This window comes from Aestuariirhabdus haliotis (genome assembly GCF_023509475.1).
Lineage (GTDB): Bacteria > Pseudomonadota > Gammaproteobacteria > Pseudomonadales > Aestuariirhabdaceae > Aestuariirhabdus > Aestuariirhabdus haliotis.
In genome coordinates, this window is the sequence record NZ_JAKSDZ010000018.1 from 20,108 (window position 1) to 34,826 (window position 14,719).

A 14,719-nucleotide genomic window follows, 5' to 3' on the forward strand; every position below is an offset into this window, starting at 1 on the left:
TTCGAGAGGCCGATCAATCACCCAGCTTCCACCCGGAGGTTACCGGGTAACGTCGATCTCGGCCAAAGCCTCGTGAGGTGATTCTCACGCCAATGGCGGCCTGACGACGCTTGTACTCATTAATATCCACCAGACGCAGAACCGAATAGACGTCATCATGTTCAAAGCCCTGGGCGACAATCGCATCGGCACTCAGATCCTGTTCGATATAGAGTTCGAGAATTCGGTCCAACACCTCATAAGGGGGCAGGCTATCCTCATCCACCTGATCGGGCGCCAGTTCGGCGGACGGGGGACGATCGATCACCCGCTGGGGAATTGCAGGAGACAAACGATTTCTGTAGCGACAAAGCTCGAATACCATGGATTTCGGTACGTCCTTAAGGACGTCAAAGCCTCCTGCCATATCGCCATACAGAGTGGCATAACCTACCGCCATTTCGCTTTTGTTGCCGGTAGTCAATACCAGATAGCCTTTCTTGTTCGAGAGCGCCATCAACAATACCCCACGACACCTGGCCTGCAAGTTTTCCTCTGTAGTATCTCGCTGTGTACCTGCAAATTCGGGCTCGAGGGTGGCCATAAATGCGTTAAACATGGGCTCGATTGATAACACCTTGTAATTCACACCCAATGTGGTGGCTTCCTCTTCGGCATCATCCAGGCTCATTTGCGAGGTATAGCGAAATGGCATCATAACCGCCTCGACTCTATCCGAACCCAGGGCATCGACGGCAACCGCCAGGGTCAATGCCGAATCGATACCACCCGACAGCCCCAGCACAACGCCTTTGAAGCCGTTTTTGTTGACGTAGTCGCGTACTCCCTGCACCAACGTGTTATAAACCGATTCATGCAGCGACGGGGGCTCCACACATTGGCCCGGCAACAAATCACCGGTACCGGGATCATACTCGACCAGATAAAGCCCCTCTTCAAAACCTGGAGCACTCACAACGACCTGACCCAGGGCATTCATAGCAAAGGAGCAACCATCAAACACCAACTCATCCTGACCACCCACCTGATTGATATAGATCACCGGCACCTTCGCTTCCTGGCAACGATGCTGGACAACATTCAAACGTTCTTGCAATTTATTCAAATGGAAGGGTGATGCATTAATATTCAGGATCAGTTCAGCGCCCTGCTCTCTGGCCTGAGTCACAGGATCCGAATACCAAATATCCTCACAAACGGTCACTGCCATTTTTGTACCAAAGCAGTCGATCACCAACGGGCTATCACCTTCGACAAAATAGCGCTTTTCATCAAACACCTGGTAGTTGGGCAGATGCTGCTTGTTATATCGTCCAAGAATCTCGCCATCACGAAGCACGACCGCCTGATTGTACAACTGGCCTTCGGGTCCTTTGCCCGGTAACCCAACGACCATATGAATTCCACTCACCTCACACAGCTGCACCAGGGCGCGGTCGATGCGGGTCATCATGCTCTCACGCAGCAACAGGTCTTCCGGCGGGTAACCGCAAAGTGCCAGCTCGGGAAAAAGGATAAGATCCGCTTGTAGACGATTCCGGGCATCCTCTGCGGCATCGATCAAACGCCGGGTATTGCCGGGAATATCGCCCACTACCGTATTGAGCTGAGCCATAATGATGCGAACAGGACGGTTCATAGAAAAACAAGCCTCAGGACTGAAGTCATTGGGATAACGCCCCATGATAGAGGTGGCGATAAACTGATGGCCGGTATTTTCCGCTAAAGCACAAGCGGTGTAAAATAATCCCTTTGCGCATCAGCTGGAAGCTGTGGGCGCGCTCTTATCAGGATGCAAAAGCCTTGACCATTAGCCAACAGCGTAATCTGCAACTTCTAAGCATCTACAACGGCTATCGCATACTCCTAGCGGTTCTGTTTTTATCGGCGACTTTTACCGACCTCGGCCAGCAACTGATCACCTTTTCCAACTTACCGCGCTTCCAGATGTTTTCGGCCGGATACGCGCTAATCAATATTCTTATCGTATTGTTGAGCAACCGTGCGAGCCGCCGAACCCATTACTTTCTGGTGTGTTGCATCGACATATTGCTATTGACGCTGTTGATTTTTCTAAGCGGTAATAAAAGTGCGGTACTGGGTAACCTGATCATTATCGCCGTCGCTGCTGGTAATGTTCTGGTGACTGGCCGGGCCGGAACATTACTGGCCGCTATTGCCACTCTGGGCATGCTGGGCAACACCCTCTACTTTGTCGTCTTTCAGGACACCCCTGCCAAAGGACACATCAACGCAGGGGTTTTAGGAATTCTCTTCTTTGCCACGGCGTTTGGAATGCAGACCCTGGCCGGTCGGTTACGTCGTATCGAGCTACGAAGCCTCGAACAACAGCGGCAATACCAGCAACTGCAACAGCTCAATCACAGCATTATTCAACGGATGCGCACCGGCATAGTCGTTATCGATGAGCAACAACAGGTTGTGCTGATGAATGAAGCCGCGGCCCAACTGCTGGATTGCTCGCAAAGGCACGGCCTCCTGGACAACATTGCCCCCCAGTTAAGTCAACGCCTTAAAGAATGGTTCGAAAACCCCACCCTAATGGGTGATCCCTTTCAGGTGCGGCCTGACACCGCCAAAATCCAGGCCAGTTTTACCCAGCTTGATGCCGATGGACAGCACCACCTGCTGATCTTCCTGGACGACACTCTTATGGTGACGCAGCAGGCTCAGCAATTAAAGCTGGCCTCCCTGGGTCGTTTGACGGCCAGCATTGCCCATGAGATACGCAACCCTCTTGGCGCCATCAGCCATGCTGCACAGCTCATGCAAGAGTCCCCACAACTCCCGAAAAGCGATTTGCGGCTACTCGAAATAATCCAGAATCACTCTCGGCGAATGAACCGCATCATTGAGAATATCCTGCAGCTTTCTCGTCGACGAGCCAGTCTGACAGAACAGTTCCAATTATTCCCATGGCTTGAGCAGTACCTTGAAGAGCATCAACTGGCCGAAAAATCCAATACCAATATTGAGTTCGATGCTCCACAAGAGCTAAGCGTTCACATGGACTGTGATCAGTTTACTCAGATTCTCAACAATCTATGCCAAAACGGCCTGCGTTACAGTGAGATGAAAACCGGACAAGCCTCCCTCACCCTTCGAGTGGGCATCAAAGGTGATAGCGGCCACCCTTACCTCGACGTGATCGATCAGGGTCCAGGCGTTCCCGAAGCCATGCGCGAGCAAATATTCGAGCCTTTTTACACCACAGAAACCACCGGAACAGGGCTGGGGCTTTACATATCCAAAGAGCTATGCGAAGCCAATCATGCTAGTCTGGAACTGCTAAATAGCGAACAGGGCAGCTGTTTTCGGATCACCTTTGCTCACCCGGACAAACGTATTAACTAAACGCCATGAGCCACACTACCGCACTAATTGTTGATGACGAGCCCGATATCCGCGAGCTGCTGGAGATCACTCTGGGCCGTATGGATCTTGAAACCCAATCAGCCGCCAACCTTAAAGATGCCAAGGATCTGCTCAAGCAACATCACTTTGATCTTTGTCTCACCGACATGCAATTACCCGACGGCAACGGTATCGAGCTGGTCAAGCATATGCAGAAACACCACAGCGATATCCCTGTTGCCATGATCACCGCTTTTGGCAGCATGGATACCGCTATTAAGGCGCTCAAAGCCGGTGCGTTCGACTTTGTTTCCAAACCCGTGGAATTAAGTCGGCTGCGAGATCTGGTAGCAACGGCGCTCAAACTTGATAACAGCAACACACCGGATAGCGAACCCGGCGCTTCCCCGTTACTGGGAGAGTCTCCCAGCATCGCCCAATTACAGACCCGCATTCGTAAATTGGCCCGAAGCCAGGCACCGGTCTATATCAGCGGCGAGTCGGGCAGCGGTAAAGAGCTGGTTGCTCGCCAAATCCATGAACAGGGTCCTCGTTCCGACTCCCCTTTCGTTCCGGTTAACTGCGGTGCCATCCCTTCGGAATTAATGGAAAGCGAATTCTTTGGCCATATAAAAGGTAGCTTTACCGGCGCGGTAGCATCGAAAGCCGGCTTGTTTCAAGCCGCGGATGGCGGCACCTTGTTCCTGGATGAGGTGGCCGATCTTCCCTTACAAATGCAGGTTAAGCTACTACGGGCCATTCAGGAAAAATCCGTTCGTCCCGTGGGAAGCGAACAGGAGATTCCAGTGAATGTCCGCATACTGAGTGCAACGCACAAAGATCTGGCACAACTGGTACAGGATCAACTGTTTCGACAGGATCTCTTTTACCGCATCAATGTTATTGAACTTAAAGTACCCAGCCTGCGCGAACGCCCGGATGATATCCCCATGCTCGCCAAAAAGATCCTGAAACAGCTGGCCGAGGAGTGCGAGACCCCGCCTCCGCGTGTCAGCGAGGAAGCTATCAACTCGTTATTACATTACCCTTTTCCAGGCAATGTGCGAGAGCTGGAGAATGTACTTGAGCGCGCCTTCACCCTCTGCGAAGACGATAGTATTGAAGTGGATGATTTGCAGTTAATGCCCACCGAAAGCTTCAAAGGCGCCGAGCCCAAACTGCCTCTGGGAGGCGTGGAATCCCTAGAAGAATTTCTGGAATCCATCGAGCGAGATGCGATTATTCAGGCACTTGAGAACACCCGTGGCAACAAAACCGCTGCCGCGAAAAGGCTGGGGATCAGTTTTCGAGCGCTACGCTATCGACTAAAAAAGCTCGATCTCGAGTAAGGCACCTTGCACTTCAACCGAGCGCTCACTGACCCCCTGTCACGGCACACAATAGGGCATCGGATCAAGGTCACAACGCTCTCCGGTTATCTGGCAAGCCAGAAGATGAGTAGACGCAGGCGCCAATACCAAGCCATTTCGAAAATGTCCGGCGCTCACGTAGAGCCCCTTTGTGTTTGTAACCTCTCCAATAAAAGGAACTCCCTGTGACGATCCTGGCCTAAGCCCCGCCCAGTGTTTCTCAACCGGATAATCCGCTAACGCTGGAATAATTTCTTGTGCAGTACGCTCAAGACTGTAGCGTTGTTCTATCGTTGGGTAGGCATTATAACCCTCATATTCGAGGCTACTTCCTACAAGAATTCGGCCATCTCGGCGTGGGATAACATAGCGGTTACCGACTAAAGTTATTCGTTTGATCAAACCCGGTTGAGCTTTATACAGCAGCATCTGGCCACGCACCGGCACGACGGGCAGATCTACTCCCACAGAATTCAGAATCGGCCCGCTCCAGGCACCTGCGGCAACGACTACCTTACCAGCACTGAGTTTCCCGTAGTTCGCAGAGCCAACACCTTCAATTTTTCCCTTGTGCACCCTAAGGCGGATCTCTCCGCTGTTTTCCAGACTAGTCACTCGTGATGACTGTCGAACCCAACGTATCAGTGCCTGTAACAAACGGGGGTTACGAATACTGCCAACCTCGGGCATCCAGAGTCCGTTACGATTACTGCCTTGCAGCTGCGGCTCCAGCTCACACAACCGTTGACTATCAACCCGAGTCAGTTCTCGCTCATATCGTGCAGACCAGCTAAGAGCTTCTGATTCATCATTAATATCCAGCAGAAGCAGGCCTTGCTGATCGAACTCTGGATCGACTCCTGTTTGTTCACGTAGCTCCCGACTGAGCTTTGGGTACTGCCCCTGAGACCAGCTAGCCAGTTGCGTGACAGCATCCTGATAGCGCCAGGGATAAAGCGGCGAAACGATACCACCGCCCGCCCAGCTTGATGCTCGTCCGAAGCTTTGTCGGTCCAGCAAGGTCACTCGTTGTCCCTTGATCGCCAAAGCCCTGGCCAACATCAAACCGATCACGCCGGCGCCAATGATCAATGTATCGCTCACTGCCAGACTCCTGCTTAAAAAGCATTCACCCTGTCCGCAAGGATGCGAGCAGGAAACAGAAACAGGGAGGTTATCATGAAATCAAAATGTCGAGGTGCCAGCCTGATAGAAATACTCGGCGTCTGCACAATTATGGCGGTCGTGGCGAGCCTCTCCTACCCGACGCTTGCCGGCGTAATAGCGGATCAACGCATGAAAACCACCGTAAGCCAGCTGCGCTTGATAATTAAAAGTGCACGTCAGCTGGCCGTATTTGAGGGTACAACCGTGACACTATGTCCCAGCGCCGACCAGATCAGCTGCAGTAAGGAGTGGTCTGACCCATTGATTGTTTTCACTGACCCTAACCACAATGAACAAGTCGACAATGACGAGATATTAGAACGGCAGCTGGAGCTAAAGCCAGGGGAGGCAAACCTTCGCTGGAGTTCATTACAACCCTATTTGCAATTTAATAGGGAAGGATTTACCAGGGCCACCAATGGCAGCTTACGCTATTGCCCTCAGGATCAAACCAAAACCAATAGCTACCGTAAGCTGGTGATATCTCGCTCAGGTCGTGTAAGAATTTCACAGCCTGAGCGAGGCCTATCTAACGATCGATTAAATCAAGACTTTGGCTGTTAGCGACAACCCGACAGAGGCAGGGCAAGAATAAAGCATTCTACATGCTTACCAACAATTAGGAGAGTTATTTCCTGAAGAGTCTAAAGCCGTTCTCGTTCCATCCTCAGTAATACTAAAAGAAGCACATTCCAAATCATCAGCCTGTGATCCCCGCGCGGTAGCAGTCGCCGTAAAACAGGTTAGAAGATTATCAGAATCATCGGTACCATCGCCATCATAATCAACAAACGCATCCGTAACAGAAACCGTACAATTAGTATTAGCAATAGTAATTCGATAATAGCCATTTTCAGTATCAAAACTGGCGTCCAAGTCAAAACGTACCCGTCCCGCATTATTTACATAAGTACGGTTCTCGGTAAAAATTCGTTCCTGAACCGATGCGATATCAGTTAACGCCGCCTTAGCCTCAGCTCGATGACTTTTGAGAACACTATTTTGATATGACGGGATAGCAACAGCTGCGATAATTGCAATTATCCCTACCACTATCATCAGCTCTATCAAACTAAAGCCTTGTTGTTTTACTACCACAAACCACCCCCAACCCTCTCATCTGAAACAAAGTCTACCCAGAGCTCAAGCTGCTGGGTATAACTGTCATACTTGTAACTGATAGCGTCGCCACTGTGTAATTTTCCAACCTCAATCTGCTGATTATCTCGATCGTAGATTGTTACCTTGTCCAAACTAACCTTAATACGCTCCATCCCCTCTCGCTGATCTTTTACGAACAGCTGGGGAAGCTCTTCATCAATATAAACATGCCCGAAGAAGTAACCCTGCGCCTGCACCAGAACAGGGAACAATAAAGTCGTTACAAATACCAATACTTGTTTATTCATTACCTTTCTCCTACTCACCCTTACTCTTCCAGTAACCGGCGCCATTTATACCGACCCAACGGGGTGGATGTTACATTGGTTTTTTTCACATCAATCCCTTCTTGTGCATCGGAGCTTACTGTCAATTCATGCTCACCGATACGCGTCGAGGATGTTGGAATTCCATCAATTTTGGCTCCAGAGGCTGCATTCAACCCAATCAAGTCTTTGCTATCAAATAGGCCATCACGGTTAAAATCATAAGGGGACTGATTCAATTGAGCGCCATTCGTGGCATTCACTTTCATAATCCAGCCATCGCCGCCGCCACTGCACTCATCGGATGATGGAATCGCGGTATTGAAGGTGATCACACCGTCAAAAAAGGAGGCTCTTACTGTCTGTTTCTCTGACTGATTGTTATAGCTCGACTTTAGCTCCGCATCTTTAGTTGTACTTTTAAAACAGTTGGCATCGCCGCCCGGTCCCAAATCAGGTATCGCACAGAGAGTCATAAACCAACCCTTATCCTGAGCCAACCCGTTTGTCGCATAAAAATTGATCTGTTTCTGTGTGCTGTGGCGATACCACTCTTCGTACAGCACTCCCTCCTGAACAAGTTCCGTTTTTGACTTTCTGTCATAGCCTTTCGTATCTTTGTTGTAGACATCAACGAAGACTACGTCATTACCATCAGAATCTTTTCCTGGCGTTTCAATCACCTTATTACTGCTATCTCGCTTAACGGTGACGCTGTAAAAATCGTTCTTGGCCTCTTCAACGAGAAACTGTTGCAGCAACTCTGATTTTTCGATTTTTTCATGCACGAAACTGCCCGACGCCTTGCGGTCAGCAATCCCGTAAAAATCCTCAAGGGGTTGTGAGCTTCCTCCTATAGCATCCTCTCTACCAATATATTTACCCGTGCCGAAATACACCATATAACCAAATTGTCGACCTAAAGGATGCGTATTAACCACAGGCTGCGCCATAATGGGTCGTGGTTCATCTTTTTCATTTATGGCTTGGAAGAGGGGGGCTTTTTTACCGCCTTCTGTGATCGCGACTTTCCACTTTTTCTCATCTTTATCGGTCAGATCGAACTTCCACATATTGCCCTGAAGGTCGCCAGCGTAGACATAATCCGCAACAGAATCCCCATCAACATCTACCACATTGGGTGTAGATAATCCATTAGGCGAACTGTTGGTATCACCATCATTGCTGGTATCAATGATTGCAATTTTTACACCTGTCTCGATATTAATAATAAACAGCATGGCTTTCTGGTTATCGGAATTATAACCATTTCCGAAAACCGCTCCCCACTGACCATTATTAAGCTTAACAAGTTGGGGGTCGCTGTAGGTATACCCTAAATCATCGTTAGAATATTCCCATAAGAAGAGGCTATCGGCATTGGCCTCACTGAACTTTGTGGGGTCAGTAACATCTAGTGCAAAAACTGAACGACCTCCCCCCCCCATACCGGCAGCCAATACGGTCTTCCACGAATTTTTCGAATTAAAATACACATCAACAACCGTCGGCGAACCGTCAACCAGATACTCATGGGAATAGTCCGTCTCTGCCAACTTACCCAGTTTGTTATAGGCTCCATTAGGAATAAATGCCATTAACTCTTCGCCGGTATCGGCATTAAAAGCGTGCATCATGCCGTCATTGGCACCCGCATAAACAACCGCCTGACGATCGAGATTGGCTGCACGGAAGCTACTATAGTCTTTGCTAGCAACAGCATTAGGGTACGAATTTATTGGCGCTTGTACATATTGTGGCGAGGAATGAACAATATCACCCAGGGGAGTGCTTCGCAGGCGGAATTTATAGGTTCCCGCCTTGCCATCCTCGTTACTTCTATCACCTCTGAGGTAATTGACTATAGCTTCACCATAAGCCGCACCATCCGCTCCACTTGGCATGGCATTTTGCAGCGATGCTTGTTGCGTAGCGTTCAAATTACTCCATTTAAAAGCATGCCCTTGTGCAGGATTAGTTGAGGGCACATTGGTAATAATGGCCCGACCGCTGGAGAAATTTTGTCCCGCCAATACTGTAGCCGCATCCCATTCGCTGGGGCACAGAGTACCGCGTGGATAGAGGGGTTTTTTGGTTACCGGATCTTTCCCAGAACAAGGGTGTCCCTCGGTATTGGTATGAGTACCATCGGAAAATGGCAAAGAGACCAAAGAGCCACTCCAGCGTTTTGAATCAAACTTGGCCTGATAAACATGGGTATCGGTATTCAAAGAGCCGGTACTGGCGGCAACGGCTGCAGCCGAGCCGGTGCGGTCTACAATTTCCGATAAAGCTCTGTTGATACCGTCGATCAATTCTTGAGGATTTTTGGCCGAAATAAATTGGCTGTAGCTATTAACCGCCGCGTGCCAAAGATCGTCTATTTTCCTCGGATCATTATTGCTATCTTGATCAATATCTTTAGCACCCCAAGCCTTAGAGTCCACTGTAAGGTTCTTTCCTGATACTGGATCATTAGCAATGCCGTCTTCAGGGCTATCGGTATCTTGCAACAAACCACTCACCCCAAAGGCAACGGTAAAGGTGTTCATATGCTGCCAGTCAGCCGGATCCGCGGAAACTGGTCCTACGTTGTCGTCCAAATCCGGGCGCAAATCCGTGATATAGAAGTAACGCGCGATATCGGCCAGGGTATCTGATGAACCGTCGCCATCATGATCTCCATACTTAGTGTTCTCTTCACTGTAAAAGCCATCGGTAAACAACAGTGTATAGTTCGCCTGACAAGAGCTAGTAATTCGGTCTGTTTTCTCTGTCGACCCCATACCCTCGCTAATATCATACTTGCCATTATTGTTAAATTTTTTGCCTTCATAGTAACGCCCTGCTCGAGACAACGCCGATTTTAACGGCGTACCGTATTGGCCCTGCCGAAACTCAAAATAAGATTCAATGATATTGTCGTTGTGTTTAACATAGCTACTATTATCATCTTTATAATCAGCAGTCGGTAGATCAATAGTTAATCGATTATTAATGGTGTGAAAACCATAACGCAAATCCGGCTGTTTGATAATCACATCCCCTACGGCGTATTTGCTCACATGCTGACGCTTTCGATGATAAGTAAACCAGTTGGCAACATTGGTTTTTAAAAGCTCCATATCCAGAGTGCCATCTTCACGACGTGCACCAGCCAGATCATCATTACCTGAGATATCATCGCCTTCCACCAACTGGGTAACTGTGCCCTTGGAAGCCGAATAGGGGCCTGTACCACTAATATTGTAGGTGTAGGGAGTTCGCTCTACTTTCCAAATGCTACCATCCTTATATATTTTATAACGAACATAATTATCCCACACATCAACCCAACCGTTAGCTCCCATAGTCGCAATATCATGTCCAGGCCAATCAGAAGCGTTTTCGTTCCAACCCTTATCATCTATCCACACGGCCCAGCTCAATCCTGTCAAATCACGCGTGCCATTATTCGATGTCAGAGTGGAATCTCCATCCACTTTAGCCTTGGTGATTTCCATATTAGCTTTACCGTGCCAAGGCAGGTATTTACGACCTGGATCAAAGTAGGTTGCGTTAAGATCTGAGCTCAATGGGCGCCAGTCATGATTTTTGTCAGTAGGGCTATAATTGTCACTAGACTCCCCCGTACAATATCCTTGAGTTACGCTCTTGGTATCACCGGATGTGGTATTAGAATTACAGGCTCGATTATTATACTTATTCAACTTGTTGTTAAAGCTGTAATGATAACTAGTAACGTTCGAACAGCTGGTTCCCCGATAATACTGTCCCACGTAGGGATTCCGACGCCTTGTCGAGTGACCATTATCGCTGTTACTTGTTGCATAATATGCGCACTGCAGGAAGTGAGCCGTCGTGGTCACACTCCAGTCCATAGAGCCCGAATCATCGACCACAAACAACACATTAGGGTCCGGTGACACACCCAGAAACAGCGGCGTGGGGGCTATACTTAAATCCGCTTGTGTATTTCCGGCCATGGCAACGATGGCGCTGGTGGTAGCCATAACCAACGTTTTTTTAATACGAATCACTGCAGTTTTCATAATATATCCTCCGCCTCGACGGACTCTGGAAAGGCAACGCCCTTCCTGTTGTGTAAATCTCGTTACCGCACTCTTAACATTGGTGCGCTTTGATCAAACCAAATCACTCAATACCTGGATCAATTGGTTGCGTAATTTTTAACAAAGGTGGATTGCACCTTAGCCGAGGGCCCATAGGCATCCGCGTCCACTGTCATACTATTGCCCGTTATCCGATAGAGGCATCGCCACTGTTTGGATTGTCCGGAGCCCAAACCACCACTGCCACTGATGTCGTTACAAACCTGTTGTTCGATTACATAACGGGGAGTGTAAAAAACCGAACCGTATGAAGCAGTCGGATCTTCTGCCTTAGTCGTCCACCAGGAGTCCACGCCTCCTTGTGCAGGATCAAACCACCAACCAGCGGTTTGCGTTAGGTTATCACTGGACTTAGTGGCAATATCATCAGCATTCAAGCGCCATACTGTGACACCCGTTTGCTTATTGTCATACGCTTGTGGAGGTTGATCAGGGTTGATATTCCAGATAAAGAGTTCGCCCTGGCGCACCCCCCATTCAGCAGCCTGAAAACTCTCTGCTGCCAAGCGCTGGTTTCTCACCATTTTCTCCTGCAAGACAGAATCCTGAATGCCACTGACCGCCAAAATGGTTATCGCTAAGAGCAACAGCAAGCTGACAATCAAGACACTGCCTCGCTGTCGCTTTAAAACAAGTGAGGTTGTATACCCTTGAGTACATTGCATCACTATCGCCCCCTTAAATTCACGGTCAATTCAAACGTGCTGCGCAAAAAGCCATCATTGAAAGGTACATTCTGGCCATCAAAGCGCAGATTTTGCCGACCTGACGCTGAATTAGGCATAGTGCTTCTTACGAGCATTTCGATACGGGCACTGGTTACCTGCCCCCAGTCGCCACCGTTTGCTTCTATCTCGTCGGCGGCTAAATATTCCTTAACCGTTTCCCACTCATTGTTATTACTATTGACGCCATAAGTAATATTTAACCGTTCAACCCCTTCGACCAGCTCTTGCGGTGCACTATCGGTGTTTGTCACACGGTATAACGAAGGCACATTACTACCATTTTCCCGAACGTAATAGACTCTGGTAGACAGCTTGCGCAGCTCAGGATAGATATCGTTAGAGGGAGCAGGATCAAGTTCCATCTGAGTATTGAGTGAATTATTACAGGGGGTGTTAGCAGTCGCTGTGCAAGCATTGTATTCAACGCTTGTACCACCAGCAGGGTCATTAGTGATCTGCCAAATAGCCGAATTCAAACAGTCGTAGGTAGCAACAACGATATCGTCTTTTTCTAGTGTGTGGATATTGTCATGAAGATCCAAGTTTCCATTTACACCCGCCGAACCTTTAACCGGAATGGCTATACCCGTTGCACCGCGGACCACTAAAATATCGCTATTGGCTAGCCGATCGGTAATACGAGCATCGGGGGTTCTATCCCAATCATTAGTTCCCGCGTCATATTCAAAACCTTCAATGCCTCGCATCAGAACCCAGTTATTCACTTCCTCACTAAAGTTCCACCAGAAATTTGTGGCCGTATTATTGGCATCGTTTAGCTTATTCACCAAACCAACGTTACCCATAATACAGCCTTTATCACCGGCAATTTCCAGATCTTGGCGCAAGAAATGAAGAGCATAGCGTGCCGATTCATGAACTTCAGCCAAAGCCGTTTGACCACGACTGGAATTGCTGGTGCCAATAAAAATCTGAGCGACACCAAGTATAAGAAACAACCCCAATGCCATAGCGATCAAGAGTTCTACCAACGAATACCCACGCACACCACGATTCATGATATTGAATGCCTTCATGGTACAAACTCCATAACCAGGCGACTTTTATCCGCAGCACCAGTCGTATAGTTATTTATCCAGAAAATTTTAACCGCATAGTTTGGACCCACACCATCACATTGAGCATCCAGCGTCGTCACACCTGCGGCACTTACACTGGCTGTACCATCAAATGGATCTGTATCTCTGCATATCACCGCGTTGGCATTGGGCAAATTTAGCGCTACCTGTTGTTGCCACTCATAGATATCCTGGGTTGCACGCTGAGCGACCGTACAATTGGACGCTAAAAGATCACAGTTAGTATTCGGATTATTGGGTATAACAGCATCTCCATCCTCATAGGGAAAAGTCGACGTCATAGGGTCTTCTGCATTAGCTCTCACTCGTTCCATAATATAATCAGCGTATACCATTGCCATAGTCTGATTGAACGAGTCCCTCTCAGCCTTGACCGCTCGCGCCTGCAAGCCAGCCATTCCGAGCAGACCGATACTGATTACCACCAGCGCGATCAATACTTCGAGCAGGCCCACACCTCGCTGGGACTGCAACATTGAGTTGCCCCCCCTTCCTGACGGCATATCATATTGACTGATAGTTGTTTTCATCCTGATTCCGGTTTCCGCCTACCTTTGATTGCTAGCAGTATAAGCTGGGGCATAACAATTTGAAGTCAGAAACGATGAATGGGCTTACACCCAGAATAAGCGGTCATACGCCCGCTTTTACGTGAAATGGCTCACACACTCCCAGTGACAAACATCACCATTTATCCCCTTTAGGCGACGCACACCAATGCTTTTAACTGATTATTCAAGATCCAACCGATATACTAGTTATCCCGCCATTTTATCCACGCATCGGCAGACTCTATCCTTTATAGATAATATCGATATACTCGGAAATTGAAAAAAGTGCACACAGGTGAGCCCAAAATGAACAGCAGTAACATTCAATTCAAGGCACAACAGCGGGGTTTTAATCTTGTTGAGGTGATGGTCACGATAACGGTACTGGCTATTTTAGTAACCCTCGCCGCCCCCTCGTATACCACCTTTATTGCCGATCAACAAATTAAAGCAACCTCGAAAGAAATCGTTCGGAACATTCAATACGCTCGCAGTGAAGCAGTTAGTCGCAATGCCGTAATAACTATGGGCAGGACGCCAGGCAGTGCTAACAAAGCCTGGGAGGGCGGCTGGCAGATCTATGTAGATGCAACACCCACAGGAAACAGCGCCTTTGCTGCCGCAACAGACACAATGCTACGCACAGTAGTAAGACAAGCCGAAGGAGTGACTTTAAGCGCTGACAATAACGCTAATAATTGGGTCAGTTTTAGGCGTGACGGACGCCTACTTGAGACTGCTGGCATAAACAATGTCGTGTTTGCTGTCTGTGATGGTCGAGGCACTGATAGTGGCAGAGCAATCACTATAAATAGTATCGGTCGCGCACAGATAACCGACAACCCTGCCAGCTGCAACCCTTAGCTAC

12 protein-coding genes are annotated in these 14,719 nt (G+C 48.7%); 4 read left to right on the forward strand and 8 right to left on the reverse strand.

Translation table 11 applies throughout. The features are described from left to right. Window positions 1–13: 13 nt before the first annotated feature. Entirely contained in the window at window positions 14–1,639 is a 1,626-nt protein-coding gene (locus tag MIB40_RS11600) for an NAD+ synthase (RefSeq protein WP_249694252.1), read from the reverse strand. A gap of 164 nt (window positions 1,640–1,803) precedes the next feature. On the opposite strand from MIB40_RS11600, the gene MIB40_RS11605 reads away from it, so the two are divergent. Next, on the forward strand, window positions 1,804–3,375 hold the full coding sequence (locus MIB40_RS11605; RefSeq protein WP_249694253.1) for a sensor histidine kinase: 1,572 nt from the start codon (window positions 1,804–1,806) through the stop codon (window positions 3,373–3,375). 5 nt (window positions 3,376–3,380) lie between these two features. Next, window positions 3,381–4,724, forward strand: a complete 1,344-nt coding sequence (locus MIB40_RS11610) for a sigma-54-dependent transcriptional regulator (RefSeq protein ID WP_249694255.1) — start codon at window positions 3,381–3,383, stop codon at window positions 4,722–4,724. Between the two features lie 39 nt (window positions 4,725–4,763). Here MIB40_RS11610 and thiO read toward each other — a convergent pair whose 3' ends face one another. Next, complete coding sequence (gene thiO, locus MIB40_RS11615) at window positions 4,764–5,849, reverse strand: glycine oxidase ThiO (RefSeq protein ID WP_249694257.1); 1,086 nt, start codon at window positions 5,847–5,849, stop codon at window positions 4,764–4,766. Between the two features lie 75 nt (window positions 5,850–5,924). Between thiO and MIB40_RS11620 the strand changes: the two genes are divergently transcribed. Further along, window positions 5,925–6,476: a GspH/FimT family pseudopilin gene (locus MIB40_RS11620; RefSeq protein ID WP_249694259.1), complete on the forward strand. Its 552-nt coding sequence runs from the start codon at window positions 5,925–5,927 to the stop codon at window positions 6,474–6,476. A gap of 45 nt (window positions 6,477–6,521) precedes the next feature. On the opposite strand, the gene MIB40_RS11625 is transcribed toward MIB40_RS11620, so the two are convergent. From MIB40_RS11625 to pilV, 6 genes are all read right to left on the reverse strand, one after another. Beyond that, window positions 6,522–7,010: a type IV pilin protein gene (locus MIB40_RS11625; protein ID WP_319941656.1), complete on the reverse strand. Its 489-nt coding sequence runs from the start codon at window positions 7,008–7,010 to the stop codon at window positions 6,522–6,524. Then, window positions 7,004–7,321 carry a hypothetical protein gene (locus MIB40_RS11635; protein WP_249694261.1) on the reverse strand — a complete coding sequence of 106 codons (318 nt, stop codon included), beginning with the start codon at window positions 7,319–7,321 and terminating at the stop codon, window positions 7,004–7,006. Before MIB40_RS11635 ends, MIB40_RS11625 begins: the two co-directional genes overlap by 7 nt. Window positions 7,322–7,341: 20 nt before the next feature. Then, window positions 7,342–11,391: a pilus assembly protein gene (locus MIB40_RS11640; RefSeq protein ID WP_249694263.1), complete on the reverse strand. Its 4,050-nt coding sequence runs from the start codon at window positions 11,389–11,391 to the stop codon at window positions 7,342–7,344. A 119-nt stretch (window positions 11,392–11,510) separates the two neighbouring features. Further along, window positions 11,511–12,137, reverse strand: coding sequence for a pilus assembly PilX family protein (locus MIB40_RS11645; RefSeq protein ID WP_249694265.1), 627 nt, complete (start codon window positions 12,135–12,137; stop codon window positions 11,511–11,513). Window positions 12,138–12,139: 2 nt separating this feature from the next. Further along, window positions 12,140–13,237 (reverse strand): PilW family protein, encoded by a 1,098-nt coding sequence (locus MIB40_RS11650; protein WP_249694267.1) that lies wholly within the window; start codon window positions 13,235–13,237, stop codon window positions 12,140–12,142. Continuing rightward, window positions 13,234–13,830 (reverse strand): type IV pilus modification protein PilV, encoded by a 597-nt coding sequence (gene pilV / locus MIB40_RS11655; protein ID WP_249694269.1) that lies wholly within the window; start codon window positions 13,828–13,830, stop codon window positions 13,234–13,236. Before pilV ends, MIB40_RS11650 begins: the two co-directional genes overlap by 4 nt. A gap of 327 nt (window positions 13,831–14,157) precedes the next feature. On the opposite strand from pilV, the gene MIB40_RS11660 reads away from it, so the two are divergent. After that, window positions 14,158–14,715 carry a GspH/FimT family pseudopilin gene (locus tag MIB40_RS11660; protein ID WP_249694271.1) on the forward strand — a complete coding sequence of 186 codons (558 nt, stop codon included), beginning with the start codon at window positions 14,158–14,160 and terminating at the stop codon, window positions 14,713–14,715. Window positions 14,716–14,719: the final 4 nt, after the last annotated feature.